Annotated in this window: 13 protein-coding genes and 1 other RNA gene; 6 read left to right on the plus strand and 8 right to left on the minus strand. The window is 40.2% G+C overall.

Going from position 1 to position 19,560, the window contains the following annotated elements; translation table 11 throughout:
• Positions 1 to 177: 177 nt before the first annotated feature.
• The 4 genes from MM239_RS18435 to MM239_RS18450 all read right to left on the minus strand — a co-directional run bounded on the left by MM239_RS18435 (position 178) and on the right by MM239_RS18450 (position 6,800).
• Positions 178 to 669: a hypothetical protein gene (locus MM239_RS18435; RefSeq protein WP_241349752.1), complete on the minus strand. Its 492-nt coding sequence runs from the start codon at positions 667 to 669 to the stop codon at positions 178 to 180.
• A gap of 18 nt (positions 670 to 687) precedes the next feature.
• A complete protein-coding gene (locus MM239_RS18440) occupies positions 688 to 2,136 on the minus strand; it encodes a SusD/RagB family nutrient-binding outer membrane lipoprotein (protein WP_241349754.1) in 1,449 nt (482 codons plus the stop codon).
• A gap of 11 nt (positions 2,137 to 2,147) precedes the next feature.
• The gene (locus MM239_RS18445) at positions 2,148 to 5,255 is read right to left on the minus strand and encodes a SusC/RagA family TonB-linked outer membrane protein (RefSeq protein ID WP_241349756.1); all 3,108 of its coding nucleotides are present in this window, start codon (positions 5,253 to 5,255) and stop codon (positions 2,148 to 2,150) included.
• Positions 5,256 to 5,885: 630 nt separating this feature from the next.
• Entirely contained in the window at positions 5,886 to 6,800 is a 915-nt protein-coding gene (locus MM239_RS18450; RefSeq protein ID WP_241349758.1) for a mechanosensitive ion channel family protein, read from the minus strand.
• Between the two features lie 343 nt (positions 6,801 to 7,143).
• On the opposite strand from MM239_RS18450, the gene MM239_RS18455 reads away from it, so the two are divergent.
• On the plus strand, positions 7,144 to 10,092 hold the full coding sequence (locus MM239_RS18455; RefSeq protein ID WP_241349760.1) for a DNA polymerase III subunit alpha: 2,949 nt from the start codon (positions 7,144 to 7,146) through the stop codon (positions 10,090 to 10,092).
• 46 nt (positions 10,093 to 10,138) lie between these two features.
• On the opposite strand, the gene MM239_RS18460 is transcribed toward MM239_RS18455, so the two are convergent.
• Positions 10,139 to 11,374, minus strand: a complete 1,236-nt coding sequence (locus MM239_RS18460; RefSeq protein ID WP_241349762.1) for a hypothetical protein — start codon at positions 11,372 to 11,374, stop codon at positions 10,139 to 10,141.
• 231 nt (positions 11,375 to 11,605) lie between these two features.
• Between MM239_RS18460 and MM239_RS18465 the strand changes: the two genes are divergently transcribed.
• The 4 genes from MM239_RS18465 (at position 11,606) to MM239_RS18480 (ending at position 15,955) form a co-directional block, all read left to right on the plus strand.
• Positions 11,606 to 13,093, plus strand: a complete 1,488-nt coding sequence (locus MM239_RS18465; protein WP_241349765.1) for a DUF5687 family protein — start codon at positions 11,606 to 11,608, stop codon at positions 13,091 to 13,093.
• Complete coding sequence (locus tag MM239_RS18470) at positions 13,090 to 13,785, plus strand: ABC transporter ATP-binding protein (RefSeq protein ID WP_241349767.1); 696 nt, start codon at positions 13,090 to 13,092, stop codon at positions 13,783 to 13,785. Before MM239_RS18465 ends, MM239_RS18470 begins: the two co-directional genes overlap by 4 nt.
• A gap of 495 nt (positions 13,786 to 14,280) precedes the next feature.
• Positions 14,281 to 15,474: a sulfite oxidase gene (locus MM239_RS18475; RefSeq protein ID WP_241349776.1), complete on the plus strand. Its 1,194-nt coding sequence runs from the start codon at positions 14,281 to 14,283 to the stop codon at positions 15,472 to 15,474.
• 1 nt (position 15,475) lies between these two features.
• A complete protein-coding gene (locus MM239_RS18480) occupies positions 15,476 to 15,955 on the plus strand; it encodes a cytochrome C (RefSeq protein ID WP_241349769.1) in 480 nt (159 codons plus the stop codon).
• Positions 15,956 to 16,530: 575 nt separating this feature from the next.
• Here the strand turns inward: MM239_RS18480 and ssrA are convergent.
• Positions 16,531 to 16,936: a transfer-messenger RNA gene (ssrA, locus tag MM239_RS18485) on the minus strand.
• 181 nt (positions 16,937 to 17,117) lie between these two features.
• On the opposite strand from ssrA, the gene MM239_RS18490 reads away from it, so the two are divergent.
• Positions 17,118 to 17,561: a class I SAM-dependent methyltransferase gene (locus MM239_RS18490; RefSeq protein ID WP_241349771.1), complete on the plus strand. Its 444-nt coding sequence runs from the start codon at positions 17,118 to 17,120 to the stop codon at positions 17,559 to 17,561.
• Between the two features lie 57 nt (positions 17,562 to 17,618).
• Here the strand turns inward: MM239_RS18490 and MM239_RS18495 are convergent, their stop codons facing one another.
• Together MM239_RS18495 and MM239_RS18500 are read right to left on the minus strand one after the other, a co-directional pair.
• Positions 17,619 to 18,167 carry a TlpA family protein disulfide reductase gene (locus MM239_RS18495; protein ID WP_241349773.1) on the minus strand — a complete coding sequence of 183 codons (549 nt, stop codon included), beginning with the start codon at positions 18,165 to 18,167 and terminating at the stop codon, positions 17,619 to 17,621.
• 174 nt (positions 18,168 to 18,341) lie between these two features.
• Positions 18,342 to 19,361: a threonine aldolase family protein gene (locus MM239_RS18500; protein ID WP_241349774.1), complete on the minus strand. Its 1,020-nt coding sequence runs from the start codon at positions 19,359 to 19,361 to the stop codon at positions 18,342 to 18,344.
• Positions 19,362 to 19,560: the final 199 nt, after the last annotated feature.

The following is a 19,560-nucleotide window of genomic DNA, read 5'->3' on the forward strand; positions in this document are numbered from 1 at the left end:
CAGCTTCCTTCAGATTCCACTTCGCATTGGACACCCTTGCTCTTGGCTAGTGGTTGGCGATTACAAACCCCCACAGTGGACTTTCACCACCTAGTTAGTTACCATGCACGGCACACCATAAAAAAGGATGACAGTAAATCTGCCATCCTTTCAAGATATTGATAATTTGAGTTTTATTTATTCTACAACTCTTACTCTTACTCTAGTAGAAACGATCTGATCACCATTATCAAGTGTCACCAAAAACAAGAATGCTAATTCATCTCCTACTTCCACTGATGTAACTTCTCCAGCACTATTTGTGCGAACTCTTTCCTCAAACTCAGAAATAGACGTCACAAACTCAGTACTTGTACTTCCAACTTGAATCGGGTCATCAATGTAGCTCGTTCCAGAGCTCAAAGTTCCGACGTTAAGATCGGACGCACCACCTACTACTTTGGTGATTTCTGCAATTGTTCTCCCGGAAGACTCAGGGATCTCCATTTCATATCTGATCTCACCACCATCTCCCAGAGATACGCTTATATAAGGATCAAAACCAACAGTTGTTGCATTTGGAAATGTCAAGGGCACGGGGGCTACATTGTCACTGTTAAGCTCACCAAAGTCCTGTTCACAAGAGCTAGCAAACAGGGCTAAAATCAAAAGAAATATATAATTTTTCATCTTTTTCATGTGTTTAAATTATTCATTCCACCAAACAGGCACATTTGAAAATATGTTATTAGGGAAGTTAGGATTCCTATTTATCTCCTGAGAAATATATTGTGCTCTCAAAGGACGCTGATTAGGATCAACACCCCCAGCATTTTGGTGAGGAGCCAAGGTAGGGAAGCCTGTTCTTCTCCAGTCAGTCCACTGTTCTACACCATTTCCGAACCAAGCGATATATTTTTGAGTGATGATTTTTTCCATGTCATCATCCACATTTCCAGTCAAATTGACTTCATCAGCATTTGCTGTAAAATAAGCGTCAATTTCAGAAGCAGACAATCCTGCTAGACTCATAGAAGCCCTGATACCCTCTTGATAATATTCATTGGCATCACCAGCTACACCAAGTCGCACTACCGCCTCGGCTAGGTTAAAGGCTCTTTGGAAATTGGTTACTAGCCTTACTGGACCTGCACCATTACCCGTCACATAAGAGCTGAACCTAGACCAGGAGGTCTGTGGAAGCGGTCTTTGACCGGCAAATCCATTATCAATCGTCACATACGAGCCTGTAGGAGCAGTGACGAATAGCGGCAACCTTGGATCATTTTTGGATTGCAGCAAGTTTACAAACCTTGTACTGATGATCAAATCACCTGCAAAAGTAGATACATTTGTCCACTCGTGTGCAGGAGCATAGCTACCTTGCGCCATTCCGAATCTGACGTTAAGGTCATCCACATTGCTTGTAATCAGCTCACCATCTTGAAGCACTTCATTGATGATCGTGGTAGCCAAAGCTTGTTCTCTGTAAGAAATGGTAATGGCCATCTTCAACATCAAGGTATATCCAGCCTTTCTCCACTGATCCAAATCACCACCATACACGATATCATCTTGCCCTGGCATCAATGAGCTTTCTTCTCCAAGATCAGCTATCCCTTCTCTCACCAAGTCAAACAAACTTTGAATACCTTCAGCTCCCTTATAGATGTCCTCTTGAGAATCAAGAGCAGGCTGTGTATTTCCTAAGCCTCCTAATGCCTCAGAATATGGAATATCACCCCAAGTATCAGTAGTCAAAGCGAAAGCATAAGCTTTCATGATCTTACCTATACCACTATAAGCCTTTGCATCAACTTCTTCAGAGACCCTTATCATTTCTTCAAAAGCAATGAGAGATCCACTATACAATTCAAATCTCCATTGGTTACCAAAATCATCGGAATCAATATCATAGACATCGTAAGCAGATGGAGAGTTTGCAGCCCCAGCAGTTACTGAGATCACCGTTGACCCAAACCTATTGAGTTCATTATTATTTGCGAAAGCTGCTCCAGTTAGACCAGTTGGCAATAGCAACTCAGGAGTAACTGCATCAGGATTATTAGGATTATCATTGATATCCATAAATTCGCTACAGCTACTCACTAATAAAGCGAAAGTCGCTCCGTATAAAATTTTATTAAATACTTTCATTATCTCCTAAATTAAAGTGTAAATCTAATGTTGACACCATAGTTTCTCGTGTTTGGCATACCATTCAAGTCAAGTCCTTGGATGTTACCAGCACCTTGTGTATTGGTCTCTGGGTCACCAGGGAATCCCGGAGCAAAGAACCACAGGTTCCTTCCACTAAATCCAATACTAGCCTCCCCAAAAGGAGTTCTCTCCAAGTATCTTCTCGGCAAAGAATAAGTCAAACTTACTTCTCTCAATCTCCAAACAGTAGCATCATATACACCACTTTCAGAGATCAATCCCCCTAGTCCTGACCAATAAGTCTGTGCTGGAACTTGAATATTATTTGGCATATATTCTCCATCACCCATATCTATCACACCTGGTAGCACCCTAGGCAAATCTCTGTCTATGCCTGTCATTTCTAAAGCACCACCATTTCTTTGATCTACCATACCAAACGAGTAAACATCTCCGCCCTGTCTGGTATCCACCAATACACCTAGCGTGAAATCTTTGAAGTAAAAAGTATTCATAAGACCTGCTACCCAATCTGGCTGAGGGTTGGCAATCACTTGACCTGCAATAGTTGGCATGTATCCACCTGTCAAAGGATTGATCAACAATTCGCCCGCATCATTTCTTTGCATGGCATTTCCGACTAATACACCATATGGCTGACCTCTCACAATCGAAGGCGTCAGACCAACGAAACCATTCCCTGGGATATTAGATTGATCCACTCCTGGAGCTATGTATTTGACTTCATTTCTGATTCGCGTAAAATTCAAGCCCATGTCCCAAGTGAATTGACCTGCTTGGAGTATTGTCCCGTTTAGTTCTAATTCAATACCTTGATTGACCATTTCTCCGACATTGGTCGTTTGGGTGTCAAATCCTGAAGAATTTGATACCGCTACATCAAAAATCTGATTGGTAGACTGGGTATAGAAATATGCTAAATCTACTGACAATCTGTTGTTAAATAGTCCAAAATTACCACCTACTTCATAACTAGTAACAAATTCAGGTGTCAATTGATCAGAACCAAGCCTAGTTCCTACAGCAAAACCTGGGATATTGTTTCCTCCAACACCTATTGGAAAAGTAATAGAAGCCACATTATTCCCATAGGAAGCGGTGCTGAAAAAAGTATTGAGCAAATAAGGATCCGCATCTCGACCAACAGTAGCTGCACTTGCTCTCAACTTTGCATAAGATAGAAAGTTAGACTCTATGTTCAATGCATCCGTCAAGACAAAACTTGCCGCAACAGAAGGATAGAAGTATGCATTATTATTTGCTGGCAAAGTAGACGATTGATCCACTCTTCCTGAAAGTTCCAGGAACAAATAATTGTTGTATGCCAATGCTAATTGTGCATAATGACCAAGTAATCTTCTTACATTAGAAAATTCTCCAGAACCTGTAAAGACAGACGCATTGCTCACGTTGTCGAAGAAAGGCACATTCAAATCCGTCCCAAATACACCTAAGCTTTGGAAGTTTCTCTGATTGATATTTTGACCCAGCAATAAGGTCGCATCCAAGCCTTCCGTTAGGATATTTGACTTAGAAGCAGTGATCATCAAGTCACCATTCAGCTCTGATCTAAACAACATGTCTTCACCGATACTACCTGCAGGAGTACGAGCCGAACCAATTCTAGCCACATCTTTTCTCCTATCTACATAAGTATCTGCTGTTACCCTATAGGAAACATTCAACCAGTCAGATATATCGTATCCTACTTTGAAATTACCAAATACCCTATCTACCTTACTTCTTAAGAATTCGTTTTCCAAACTCCAAAGTGGATGATTTTGTGTAGGATTATAATACAAGCTATTCCCAAATTCATCTTGAAAAGGCTGCCCTACCAAATCATATGATCTTGGAATTCTAGTAATCTGCCCAAAAGCAGACCCCCCATTACCCACTATGGTATTTTGTGATTCAGATCTAACATAAGTTACATTCCCACTCACTTTGACACCATTGTTCAGCTTTTTATTTCCACCAACTTGAACACTGTATCTATCAAAAGAAGAGTTTGGAATAATACCTTCTTGCATGGTGGTATTCATGGAAACAATGAAGTTATCATCTCTATCTCCAGAAGCGACGCTTACACCGTTCTGAATGATTTTACCCTGCTGATAAAAGTCCCTGATATTGTTAGGGAAAGCTTGATAGGGCACAGTGGTACCAAAGCTAGTTTCTACAGTTTCAAACCCTGGTGTACCAAAAGCTGGCCCCCAAGAACCTGTCGAAGTATTATTAAAATCATTCTGTGTACCTTGACCATATTGGTTTTGAAATTTTGGTAGACCATATACATTTTGGAAGTTTACAGAGGAGTTTACAGTTACCTCTGTTTTGTTCTCAAGACCTGCACCACTTTTGGTAGTGATGATGATTGCTCCCGCAGAAGCTCTAGATCCATAAAGCACGGCAGCAGCTGGACCTTTTAGCACGTTCACAGACTCAATGGTCTCAGGAGCAATATCATTTAGCCTGTTGGAAGGCTGTGAACCAAAAAGTGTATTCTGAGTATTATCCGTATCATTGCTAAAAATGATTCCATCAACTACAATAAGTGGCTGATTCGACCCTGTAAATGAGGTAATACCCCTAATATTAATGTTTGTGGATGCTCCTGGTGCTCCAGACGAGCCTACAATATTAACCCCGGTAAGCTTACCCTGTAGGGAATTCAATAAGTTTGGCTCAGATTTTTGAGCTACCATATCGCCTTTTACAGATTGTACGGCATAGCCTAAAGATCTTTCATCCCGCTCAATCCCCTGTGCTGTAACGATAACCTCACTCAAATCTGACAAATCCGATGCAAAATCAAGATTGATCTCAGACCTATTCCCAACCCTTTGTTCTGTTGTCTTATATCCAATAAAACTAAATACAAGAACTGCATCGTTTGATGGTACCTCTATAGAGTACCTTCCATCCAAATCCGTAGTAGCACCTGTACTACTACCCTTTATCACAATATTCACCCCCGGAATTCCTTCCGGCTCCTCAGCAGAGGTCACCCGACCTGTTACTGTTTTACCCTGTGCCCACGCACTGCTTGATGCAATGATGAGAAACAGAATAGACAATAAAACTCTCTTCATGTTATATTATTTGGTTTAACAATAATTAAGAAATACAAATATTCATAATTTTTGTTATAAAACATCATTTTAAAATAAACCAAATAATACTATAAATCATATTATTTATTCTAAAATCAAATTATATTTCAAAATATCCTAATTCACAACAAAATCAAATAATTAATATGTCAAATAAAATAAAAAAACATTTATTTAATAAAAAATTAATATTATTTGACCAAAAAACGAATTTCATCAATAAAATTTCTCAAGATATAAAAGGATATATCAGAGATTCACCAAATAAACTTCGTCTTAATAAATAAGAAACAGAATAATATAAATTAGAAAAAATTTATTTATTTTTTTCTCAAAATAGGCAAATAATGTCTTTAACACATTAAAAATGTAATTTTTGCATTAAAATTAATCTCATTTTTTTCCTAGTTTCAGTTGAAAAAATCAAAAAACTCAATTCAAAAAGTCCTTTTCCTGACAATTTCTCGAAAGCATAAAGGCTCAGATGCTTTACTTCACATCCTAAAACTATTAATCAAAATATTGTTTTTGAATTGCTATCACCCTTTCTAAAAGACTTCTATAATTTCTTTTGTCTTCAAAATCTAACGCTCGCTATCAAAAATCTTCTCAGGAATTCTGAGCACCCATATTGTTCCCATTCTCCAGAATCACTGAAGTAGTAGGGTAGACAATCTTCACATTTGGCTCAGCCTTGAACTTCTCAATGATCAACTCGGTGATCATATGCTCATAAAACCTTCTTTTGCGAGGATTGCAAAGATACCGCAGAGAGAGTTGGATACCTCGCTCATGGATCTTTGCATATATCGTCGGTGTATATTGTGCAAATGATATAAAATGATCTTGTTGCGCTTTTCTTAATGCAGCCTGTATCCCTTTGTATTCCTTCTTAAATATCTCATCAAGCATCTCGTTGAGCAATTGCTTAGCTCGCTTGTAGTCGGAATTCAAGCTGATGTTGATCCGCTGCTCATTCCATATATAATCAAATCCTTGACTGTAGTTGGCTTGAGGCATCGAAAAGACCATCCCATTTGGCACATGAATGATCCTACCTGTACTCTGCTCTGCATCCACCCAATTGCCAACTTCCAAGATACTAAACTGAAAAACCCGAGTATCTACCACGTCACCTTTGAAATCCCCCACCTGAATCCTATCCCCTATATCAAAGGGACGTCTCCACAAGATAAACATCCAGCCAGCCACATTGACAAAAATGTCTTTCAACGCAATCGCAATGCCTGCTGATAACAACCCCAGAAATGTCGTAATCGACTGGAAGTTATTGATCCAAATATTTCCAATGAGTAAAAAACCGATAAAAACGATTATGTATTGAATGGTTTTTCTCCAATGGTAAAACTTCTTGAGCTCAGTCTCTTCTCTCTTCGCTCCTATGATCTTGAACGCAAGCTTCTTGATCAACCACAGTCCAACTATGATCAATATTGTCTTGTATACATTCCACCGAAGCTCCTGCTCCACGATAGTGTCTAGATAATCAATCCATTGATCCATAGGTATTCTATTGTTTAAAAATATTCAGATTACAATTTTATTCATTTTATCCTCAGCCCAAAAACTTTTTACGACAATTCTCTTCAAATCCTTGGAAGACTCTACACTTCATGATTAATTTATAAACATTAAAATGTCAATTAAATAAACATTTTAATCTCTGTCAATATACGCTATAGGACTTGCTCTCAGTCTCTCGAGATGCAATAATCTTCCATACGTGGGAAATTTCGATTTGCATCACCGACCAAAAGGAGGTGTATATCGCGCAGATATAACTTGTCTGCCGTAGCGGATATCCATTTATTACGCCGACCAAGGGGAGGCATATTTCAAAAATTCTATGCTTATCAATTGCCATTCACACTACAGCTTCAAATACGGCACACTTTCCATAAGTGATCTGATAGCTGAAGCCAAAAGTAAAAAGCTCGATGCACTTGCCTTGACTGACATCAACGCTGTGGCAGGTGTCTTCCCCTTCATCCGAGAAGCGCAGCAAGCAGGCATACATCCAGTCATCGGTATAGACTTTCGGAATGGCGTCAAGCAGCAATATATCGGCCTAGCCAAAAACCAAGAAGGTTTCTATGAGCTCAATCATCATCTTTCGAGCCGACGCATCAAAGGAGCACCATTTGATGAGCAAGCCCCGGCTTTCCTCCACAGCTTCATCATCTACCCCTTTCGTGAAAAAGTATTCCCCCTTCGGGAAAACGAGTTCATCGGAATCCACCCCTATCAACTCAATCGCCTTACCAAATCCTCTTGGCACCGTCATAAAGACAAACTCGTACTACTACAACCCGCGAGCTTCACTTCCAAGATTGCATTCAATGCACACAGACTACTGCGTGCAATAGACAAGAACACCCTACTCAGTAAACTAGATCCTGATGAGCAAGGCAATATCTGTGATACACTATACTCCTATGCGGACATGGTATCGCGCTGTGAGGGACATAGCTACTTGCTATACAATGCACAGCGACTACTCGAAGCCTGTCAGTTCTCCTTTTATTTCCAAGCTGTCAAAAACAAGCGCGACATCCTCGGCTCAGACTGGGAAGACTTTGACTTTCTACGCCAAGAAACTTACAAAGGTGCTATAAATCGGTACCCAAACTTAGACATGGACATTGGCAAAAGACTTGAAAAAGAATTGGAATTGATTCAGCAAAAGGGCTTTGTCTCTTATTTCCTGATCAACTACGACATTGTTAACTTTGCTAGACAAAGGAACTACTACCACGTAGGTAGAGGCAGTGGAGCAAACAGCATCGTGGCTTACTGTCTTGGAATTACTGATGTAGACCCCATCGAACTTGATCTGTACTTTGAGCGATTCATCAACCTGTACCGAGAGAACCCACCTGACTTTGACATTGACTTCAGCTGGACAGATCGGGATGAGGTGGTCAAATACATTTTTGAGAAATACAACAAGGCAGATCAAGAGCATGTCGCGCTCTTAGGCTCGTACAGTACCTTTCAGGCAAACTCCATGCTTCGTGAACTCGGAAAAGTCTTTGGTCTTCCTAAGACGGAAATCGAGTCCCTGATCTTTCATGCAGGAAAAGTAGACTATATACCCGACCAATACGGCAAACTGATCCTAAAGTACAGCCAAGTCTTGCATGGCACCCCCTCACACTTGACCATACATGCTTGCGGTGTACTGATTTCCCACAAACCTATACACTACTACACAGCTACCGAAATGCCCCCCAAGGGATTCCCTCTAGCACATATTGACATGCATACGGCTGAAGATATCGGCCTACACAAGTTTGACATCCTATCCCAACGAGGTCTGGGACACATTAAAAGCAGCCTAGAAATCATCCATCAAAATCAAGGTATAGCTGTAGATATTCGGGAGGTCGAGAAATTCAAAAAAGATACAAAAATCAAAGAGTTACTGAGAACTGGACACACCATAGGTGCCTTCTACGTGGAATCTCCCGCCATGCGCATGCTACTGGCAAAAATGAAAGCTGATGAATACCTTGAACTGGTCGCTGCTAGCTCGATCATAAGACCAGGGGTGGCGCGCTCAGGCATGATGCGAGAGTATATCCTACGGCACGTGGATCCTGAGCGACGCAAGCAAGCGCACCCTGTCATGCTCGACATCATGCCAGAGACCTATGGCATCATGGTCTACCAAGAGGACGTGATCAAAGTAGCCCATTACTTTGCCGAGCTTAGCCTTTCTGAAGCTGATATTTTGCGCCGAGGTATGAGTGGAAAATCGAGATCCAAGGATGAGTTTCAGCGGGTGAAAGATCAGTTTTTTTCAAACTGTGAAAAACTAGGTAGAGACCCGAAAATCACCCATGAAGTATGGCATCAGATTGAAAGCTTTGCAGGCTACTCCTTTGCCAAGGGACATTCTGCGTCCTTTGCTGTGGAAAGCTATCAAAGCCTGTACCTAAAAGCCTATTTCCCACTAGAGTTCATGGTTGGAGTGATCAATAATTTCGGCGGATTTTACCATACCGAATTTTACTTCCATGAACTTCGCATGAACGGCGCAGACATCCAAGCACCGCACATCAACAACAGTGAATACCTGACCAATATCAGTGGAAAAACTGTATACCTGGGATTCATTCACATGAAGTATCTGGAAAAAGCCAGTGTAGAAAAAATTCTCAAAGAAAGGCTAACCACTGGACCATACATGGGACTATCAGACTTTATCGCAAGAGTAGCTATTAGCTTAGAGCAAGTATTGATCTTGATCCGTATAGGCTGCTTTCGATTTACAGGAAAAAGCAAACAAGAACTCCTTTGGGAGGCGCACTTTATTCTGAACAAGCGCAAGCAAGTAGTCGCTAGCAATGAACTCTTTGGTCAATCTGGATTCCGAGAGCTACAAGTACCCGAACTGGAGCAAGCTGATTTGCGACAAGAGATTGTGGATCAGATTGACATTTTAGAATTCCCTCTAGATTCTCCTTTCCACTTGATCAAGGATCAAAACACCACTAGCATCAAGGCCAAAGACCTGAAGCAATACTTGGGCAAGCAAGTACAAATCATCGGCTACCTGGTCACCATCAAATACACCCGCACCATAAAAGGAGATGTCATGAATTTCGGCACCTTCATAGATCGTGATGGTGACTGGGTAGACACCGTCCACTTTCCTCCTGTGGTCAAAAAACATCCCTTCAAAGGCCGAGGTATTTACTTGATCAAAGGTCGAGTCACTCAAGAGTTTAACTTTTACAGCATAGAAGTCTCCAGCTGTGAACGAATGCCTTATTGGAACGCCGCAGACTAAGCCTTATGTTTCATAGTGCTTGGACCAAAGTTCAGCGAGCTATTCATTACAAGAACCTGAACTCATCTACCTTTTCGATCTTTTGTCTTAGGTCCGCTATGTTTATACTGGCTTTGATGCCGTTGTCTCTGGTCATTTTCTTGTCTTTGAGATTATTAGTGATTTTTTCATAGACCTGTAGTGGAGTCTCTGGCGCAACATTATTACCTTTTTTAGGCTGGATGATATTGTTCTGATGAGCAAGTTCTAGTGCTTCTAGCACTTTGATATGGTAGTTGTCAGCAAGCTCAAAGAAATTGTCGTAATATAAGATAAACTTCTTCGCAAGCTCTACGGTACCATTGACTTGATTGCTGTAGTTCTTTAGCTCTGATTCATTTTGTATCAATGATGCATAATTGACCTGTCCCCCATTCCGATACTTAGACTCGATCTGCGCTAGATATTGCGTTACATATTCATTCGAAAACCTGCCCAAAACCCTATTGAAATAGATGTCCAAAGTCTCATTACTAGCACGATCAGGCACACTAAACCCAAGCTTGGCTGAATCTCTTTTGAGCTTAGCCAGCAACTCTAGCTGAAGATTTTCCAAAAGGACCACCCTGTCACTGTTTGACGACTGGTTGATTGCATTGGCTTTGTCCAGTGCAGAGAAATAGACCAAGTATTTATTAAGCTCACCCTCAAATTTCCCTAGTTTCTGGAAATCTGGTTTTTTTTCACCCAGCATCGAGCTGTAAGCTACATTGATGAGAGAGTTGGAAGCAAAGAAAGCTTGGGATACAAATGGCACCCCTGAAGTCAATGGACTTGACACGATACTGTTTGTGATTTCTAAGAAACGATCCATTTTCGTCTTTGTCTCGAAGATCCCGATTTTCTTGGCAGAATCCATGATCACCTCCTCAAGGGAAAAACCCAATGGACCACCTTCGATGCTCCCTAGTGAATTGATAAATCCTTGATAATCTTGATCAGTCATCCTTGATTTAAGGTTGATGATATCATCACTGAGCTTTTTATAAATCTGTGTAGAATGTATGATACTGGACTTGAGAGATATCCATCGTGTCTCATCAGTGATATTTTTATCATTGATCAAGTTATTCAACGCTTTTTTAGTGATATCAAGGTTATCAGATAAGCTCTCGTTGAAGTTTTTGAGCACTTCGATTTCCTTTTCAAGCTGTCGGATCCTCAGAGAATCAGCCACATTTTGTGCAGAAGAAATCCCTATGGTCATATTCACCAGAACTACTAGAAGTAATGCTTTTTTCATGAAATACATTTGGGTGTTAAAGTTTTAATAGTCAGTACAAAAACCGAGCAAATATAAATGAAGGATTGAGTTTTTGATACTCCTTGATAAAAATGTTTTTTTCTAAAAAGATCCCCTTAATTATGTTTAAATTTTGACTACCATTACGCAAATTATACTTGAAAACCAGAAAATCTGCACTATATTGAAGGGCAAAAATCAAAAACTGTCACAAATCTGAACAGAAAGCCTATGATGATACAATTAATTAAACTAGAATTGCTAAAGACTATGCGCTCTACCGCCTTTGCCAAATCAGTTTTGGTGGCAATTTTTCTAGGGTTTTTAGCCATATTGTTGCTTTCATACCTGTTGATGCTTGGGATTTTTCTCAAGGATGTATTGGAAAAAGGATTCAATTTTCCCGATGCATATGAAGCCGTAAGTGCACATTTGATTTATTTTTTCCTGTTTGAGTTTATGTACAGGTATTTCACACAGAAACTGCCAGTGATCGAGCTAGAGCGCTTCCTCCATCTACCAATAAAGAAAAGTAAGATCATCAACTTCCTATTGGCTAGGTCATTTGTATCGCCATTATCGGTGATAGCCTTGTTGATATTTACGCCTTTTGCATTTACAGAAGTAATGCCTCGCTTTGGAGATGCTGCGGGCTGGTCGTGGATATTGACGATCTTATTTACCAGCTGGTCACTGCATTGGTTGATGCTTTGGTTCAAACAGAAATTTGAAGATAGCATCACAGGCTTGGTAGTGATATTTGCTGTTTTATTATTGGGCATTGGCTCTACTTATTACGGTTGGTTCAATGTCGGGGAATTGATGAAGCCAATTTTTGATTGGTCTTTGACTTCCTTCATTCCTGTTGCAGTTATGGCTATAGTTTGTTTGGCATTGTACCGTGTTGCTTTCAGCTTTTATTACCAACATGCATATCTTGAAGACTTAGCCAAGGAAGAGGAAGTGAAGTTTGCTAATGCAGGCTTTGGCGTTTTCGATCGATTTGGCTTGGCGGGTGAATTTGCGAATTTAGAGTGGAAGCTAATCATCAGGCACAAAAAAAGTAGGACTTACCTGATGCTTGCAGGCTTCTTTTTGCTCTATGGATTGATTTTCTATACCAATCCTATTTATCAAACAGAAGAAGGTTTCAGCCACATGTTTATTTTCGTAGGAGTATTTATCACAAGTATCTTTATGCTACAGTATGGCCAACTCTTCTTGAGCTGGAACTCTGCCAATTTTGATTTTTTCTTAATCAAAAGAAATGGTGTAGAAGCATTGGTCAAAGGGAAGTATTTACTCTTCGTGGGTATATCAGTTTTGAGCTTCTTAGCATCTGTACCATATGTATATTTTGGGCTTGACATTCTACTCATTCATATTGCTACATTTTTGTTCAATATGGGCGTGGTGATTCATCTTGTGGTATACTTATCCCTATGGAAGCCCAAACCCATGGACTTGAATAAGGGAGCCATGTTCAATTATGAAGGCGTAGGCATTGCTCAATTTCTGATGATGCTACCAATTTTCCTTGGACCTTATGCTGTATACCTGCCATTTGCGCTATTGATCAGTCAGTACGCAGGGCTGGTTGCCTTGGCAGTAACAGGATTGGCTGGAATCGTTGCCTCACGCTACCTGACTTCTTTACCGATCAAAAAAATCTTAGAAAATAGATATCAAATTTCATCCGCATTCAGACAAGAACTATGATCACTATACAAAACCTCAAAAAACAATACAAAGATGCTGTAGTCGTAGACATACCAACTCTTAAAATTCCAAAAGCAGAGTGTTTCGGCCTAGTTGGCAACAATGGTGCGGGAAAGACCACCTTATTTAGGATTATCTTGGACTTGGTAAGAGCGACAGAAGGACAGGTTTCTCTAGAGGGTGAAGATGTCAGCAAGTCTGAAGCCTGGAAATATAAAGTGGGTGCTTACCTTGATGAGCACATGCTACTTTCATACCTCACAGCTGATGAATACTTCGAAACTTTGAGAAAAATCTACAACCTCTCCGAGGAGGATCTCGAGCAGCACCTGAGCAAATTCGAGGAACTTTTCAACGACGAAATCAGAGGCAAGAAAAAATACTTACGCGACCTTTCAAAAGGTAATACAAAGAAAGTCGGTATTGCTGCGGCTATGCTGGGCAATCCTGAAGTGGTGATGCTAGACGAGCCATTTGAAAACCTTGATCCAAGCTCACAAGTACGCCTGAAAAAACTCATCATCCAAGAAAAAGCCCTCTCGCATGTGACGTTTTTGATCTCTAGTCATGATCTTAATCATGTGACTGATCTGTGTGATAGGATTGTGCTATTAGAAAAAGGTAAAGTGATCAAAGACCTAGTTGACAAAGGCTCTATGGTAGAGGAGTTGAATATGTATTTTGGGACTTGATAATAGATGTTTTTTGTAGGAGATTCTGAAATCCGTTTTGCTCAAAGTGCAAATATCCCCGCTTAGATTTCAATAAAAAAACTAACATAATTTCTCACAAAGGCCCTTTCATTCTTCTGGAAGGGCTTTTTTATCACACCCAATTTACCTGAGACGCACTGAAAAATGCCACCTGGAGAATAAATTCATGAAATTTTATGAATACGCCATTTAATAAGGATTGTCTTTTTAAGCAGGTGCAAGCTTATTCAATGATCCAGCTTGATTTGCGTGCACCTGAAAATTTTAAAACTCGAGATTTTTCAGCAAGACCTTCCTAAGAAGCCAATTTTAAAACCTCTTATTTATATACTCAAATACAGAACTCTTCTTAAAAAATCTTCAGATCACCATATCTTAAGCAATAATTTATTGGATATCGCTTCATGAAGTTTTAATTTTCAGTATTCAAATACAACTGAGGTGAAAAATCAGAGAAGAAAATTCATAAAAAAGATGTCTTTGGCGACTATGGCCTCAATCCTTGGCGCTGAAATCGTCTATGCCAAGCAGATGCTCAATGACTATATTCCCATAGGGATCAATGAACAAGAAGACTTGAAAAGTCTTGGTAAAGACCCAGCACTCAAAGTGCTTAACGACAGACCTTGGAATGTAGAGACCCCTATACACCTTCTAGATGATAAAGTAACTCCAGCTGAAAAGATGTTCGTAAGAAACAATGGGCAGCTTCCCAAAAGGCCTGACCCAGGCTCCTGGAAGCTAACCATACAAGGTGAGTCTGTCAAATCGGAAAAAAGTTATAGTTTGTCAGAATTGAAAAGCAAGTTCAAACAGTTCACCTTCCAAGTCACACTAGAATGCGGCGGAAATGGCAGAGGTGAGTTCTACCCACCTACTGAAGGCAATCAATGGGGACAAGGAGCTGTCTCTTGTGCTAATTGGACTGGAGTCAGACTCAAAGATGTGCTTCAAGATGTGGGTATCAAAGCAGACGCTGTATATATCGGATACTATGGAACAGACGAGCACTTGAGCGGAGATCCCAAAAAAGAATCGATTTCTAGAGGTGTGCCGATAGCCAAAGCCATGGAAGAGGAGACACTTTTGGCTTTTCAAATGAATGGAAAAGATATTCCCCTTGCCAACGGATATCCATTGCGACTGGTAGTGGGAGGATATCCAGCTTCCGTTTCTGGCAAATGGCTCAAAACCATCGCTGTCAGAAACAAAGTACATGATGGGGCAAAAATGGAAACCCCTTCTTATCAAGTCCCCATAGAACCTATGGAACCAGGGGAAGCAATCAAAGCAGAAAATATGCAAATCATCACCTCCATGCCTATCAGGTCAATCATCACCTACCCTAAGTCTGGTGCAACTTTTGCTTTGAGCGCAGCCTTGAAGATCAGAGGTCACGCTTGGGCTGGAGAGCAAGAGGTCTCCAAGGTCGCTTATTCCATAGACTTTGGAAGCACATGGACTTCTGCTACTCTTGAAAAGCCTGTCAATCGCTTTGCATGGCAGCATTTTGAAGCTCAGATCAAATTTCCCAAAAAAGGATATTATGAGGTATGGGCCATGGCAACCGATGATCAAGGAAAAAGCCAACCCATGGTAGTCCCAGGCTGGAATCCAAAAGGATACTTAAACAATGCTTGCCACCGAATAGCCGTGAAAGTGACTTGATATGAAAGAGCAGGATTTGAAAAAAATGCTAAGGTTTATCTTCATTTTAGGTAGTCTGGCCATGCTACTTGTCATCAGCATGATAGTAGGCACTATGCTGATACAACAGCACCCAGAATGGCTTCATGCGTTGAAGGAAAACCACTCGTCTAAGAATAACATTAGTAATCAACAAGAGAACGAACCCAATGAAGAAGTCGAATGGACTCCTGAAGCATTGGAAGCAGTCGGCTTGGTAGAAGGAGAAGGTCTTCAGCTTGTGTTGACACACTGTACCAACTGTCATTCCGCTAAGCTAATCACTCAAAATAGGTTTACCAAAGAAGGTTGGATTCAAGTGATCCGCTGGATGCAAGCCACGCAAGGGCTATGGGAACTAGGTGATGCAGAAGCAGAAATTGTCACTTACCTGTCCAAACATTTTGCACCTGAAGCTAGAGGTCGCAGGATTCCCCTTGAAGTGGAGTGGTATGATTTGTAGGCTTTTGATTGTGGTGGAGGATGAAGGGTGAAGGGGGGAAGGATGAAGTGAAAGGTGAATTTAGAGATGAGAAGTGAGTGTTTTTTGTTTAGGTTATAGATTTTGCTGGGAGCAGGGATTTGGTATCAGATCAAATTTTGATTTTTTGGTATATAGCTAAAGTATGCTAGTTCGATACTTTAGGATGATTGAGTTGTGGAATTTGAGAGAAAGCTTGGAATAGGTTTGATTTTATTTCCAGGAGAAAATTCACCAATGGTATTTTGTTGATTAAAACTTACAAAACAACTTATTATTGCTAATTATTCAGATATAATGGCGTCTATAGAAATACTCAAAAACGCCATTAAAAATCATTACTGGCATTTTTGAGTAGATTTTATCACTTAATATAATACTAGATAGGAAGAAGACCATATATAAAATGAAGCTTTTGAAATACCTGAATGGTCTGCAAAAGAGGAAAATTCTGAAATAAATCAGTTGGCTTTAAGTATTAAAAATCAAGCACCTCATTAACAAAAACCTCCGCCTCTTCCAGTTCTCAATGAAAACTGGAAGAGGCGGAGGTTTTTAAGTGGAGCTGCAGGGACTCGAACCCTGGTCCAGATAGGGAAACACCGTACCGTCTACATGTTTAGTCACCTGTTAGGTTTTCGACTGCTTTTTGCTGGGTGACACACCTAAGAGCAGCTTATCTACTGATCTTAGCCTTGCTTAGTAGCATCACAAGGCGCAGCGCTGTCAAGTCGACACCTCAAATCTAACCGGACAGTGCAACGGTCAGTGAGATGTGGCCGGGGAGTATCTATCGAAACTCAACCCTTTAAGCATTATCTAAGTCCCCTGAGGGATAGATTAGGCAGCCATGGCGTAATTAGATTCGCCAAATATAGTTCGTATGAATTATTCACAGGCGTACATACTCCACCTGACATGCGAGCCCGATCCTTACACCTCCTGTCAAAACCGGTCAGCCCCATTGTTTCCAAAAGGATGACAAATATAGTGCAAATAAAGTTCCACACCTGATTTCGTGAAAATTATTTGATACTTTTATGACAAACTGTGAATTCCTATATGGAACTAAATGATGGCATAAATTTAATCGCTGATGGGGTGGCAATAAACGCCATCCCTCAAAAATGGGATGATCTAGGTTTTGGATCAGTTTTTTTTCTCTTATGTCTTAGCCCAACTATTGCCTTCTGAAAGTTCAATTACAGGTGTTGATACTTCTTATGAAGCCTTCCAAATTCTAAATGAAAGAAGCATTGATTTTTCATTCCTACAAGCGGACTTTACCCGAAATGGTTTTGAACTAGAAAATCTAGATGGCATCCTCATAGCCAATGCCCTGCACTATGTAAGAGATAAAAGTCAATTTATTAAAAATAGTCTTGAATGGTTTAGACAAGGTGCTAGGTTCATCATCGTCGAATATGACACAAGGCATGCTAATCAGTGGGTACCTTTCCCCTTACCTTTCGATGAATTACCCATGTACTTTGACCCAAACCAATTCAATATAGAGAAAATCGGTGAGCGTTCATCAATTTTTGACCAGTCGAAAATTTATGCTGTAACCATAACGAGTAAGCCCTAGAATGATCATCTTGAGCATAAAAACACTTGATCAGCATCTCTTGTTTAGGACTATTTTTTATTTTAAGTCAATCGCTTTTGCTATCTCTTCCTTAAACCATTCATACTCGGGAACAATAGAAACTAAGGGGCCTGTATATTTTGCAATCAAAACTCCATTCTTGATAATGAAGTGGCTCGGGGATAAAATGATATCAAAATTCTCTTCCATCTCTTTACGAGAAACACTTACTTGCAAATAGCCATAATCACCCCTTTTACTAAGATAATTTCTTATCCTATTAGGACTGCTCATAGCTAAACCAACAAATACCACTTGATTTGAGCCCATGAACTGCTTTGTAATTTCCTTGAGATATGGCTCTTCCTGCTTGCATCCAGTACACCCAACGAACCAACCATTCAAAACAACTACCTTTTCTTTCATTTGAGCTAAAGATATTTCATCACCATCTATCGTCACAAGGTTAAAATCAGGAAACTTCTCACCAACTTCTGGACCTTGATACCTTAAATCTTTTTTTTGTGCACAGCACTCATTTGTATTTGTGGCTAAAAAAACCACAACTAAAAACCAACTAAAACCTAACAAACCAAAACTCTTCATTCTGTTATTTCAAAAGAAGTTTAACAATGCGTTCTCACCTGATTAATAAGCAACTCTTAAATATGTTTTATCGATATTATTCATAGCTAACAATAAAGCTGAGTATACTTATACAGCATATTCTCTGAATGCACATTAAAAGCACCTCATATCAAGTCCCATACAAGAACGATTTTAATAATTAATATCATTCAGTCTCCTTCCAAACTGCTCAAGCTGCTCATCATCAAAATCTAAATGTGTGACAAACCTGATCTGATCTTTTCCAAATCTTACTGCTTTGATTCCAACAATTGACAACTTCTCTAGCATCAGAGCGGGGCTTATTTCTTTTAACTTCGCAATAACGATATTGGTAACTACTGGGAACACTTCTTTGATCATTTCATGCCCTTCTAGCATTTCCCCTAGCTGCTTTGCTCTTCGATGATCTTCTTTGAGGCGATCTATGTGATGATCCAAAGCATATATCCCTGCAGCGGCCAAGAAACCCGCTTGTCTCATACCTCCACCAAATGCTTTCCTTACTTTTCTAGCCTTTTTAATATCCCGTTGTGAACCAATTAGTACCGATCCCACAGGACAGCCCAAACCCTTACTCAAGCAAATCGATATGGTATCAAACATCCGACCCCAGTCTTTTGGATCTTCTCCCGTTTCGACCAAAGCATTGAAAAGCCTCGCTCCATCTAAGTGGAGTTTGAGTCCGTTTTGTTTACATATATTGTAAATTGGTTCAATCTCACGTAAGGCATATATGCTTCCACCGCCCTTATTCATGGTGTTTTCTAAGGAAACCAGCGTAGTCTCCGGAGCATGGACATCGTCAGGATTGATAGCATCTAAAATATCTTCGGGCCTTAACCTCCCAAATTCCCCACCTAGCAACTTGACAGAAGCATTGGAATTAGACATAATCCCGCCTCCTTCATACAGGTAGATATGTGAATGCTCATGGCAGATTACCTCTGTTTGCAAACCTGTATGCAACCTGATTGCTATCTGATTGGTCATAGTGCCCGAAGGGCAAAACAAACCCGCCTCCATACCAAACATGGCCGCTAGTTTTTCTTCTAGCGCGTTGACAGTAGGGTCTTCCCCAAAAACATCATCCCCTACTCGAGCTGACCACATCGCCTCAAGCATGCCTGAAGTGGGTTTGGTCAACGTATCACTTCTTAGCTCTATAATCATTTGTTACATTTATCGTATTGCTCAGGAAACATGATAGAAATAAACTTTGCGAAATATTAAAGAAATAAATTCCAATGTCGTTTAGTTAAGGATTAAATTGGTTTATAATTCATATAATGAGGTTTTTTTGGCTTTTTGAGCCTGGGTAGCTTTCTACCTGGTCTTTCAACTTCCCGAGTTTTGTAGACTAAATCATCGA

The sequence above is a fragment of the Belliella filtrata genome (assembly GCF_022549775.1).
Taxonomy (GTDB): domain Bacteria; phylum Bacteroidota; class Bacteroidia; order Cytophagales; family Cyclobacteriaceae; genus Belliella; species Belliella filtrata.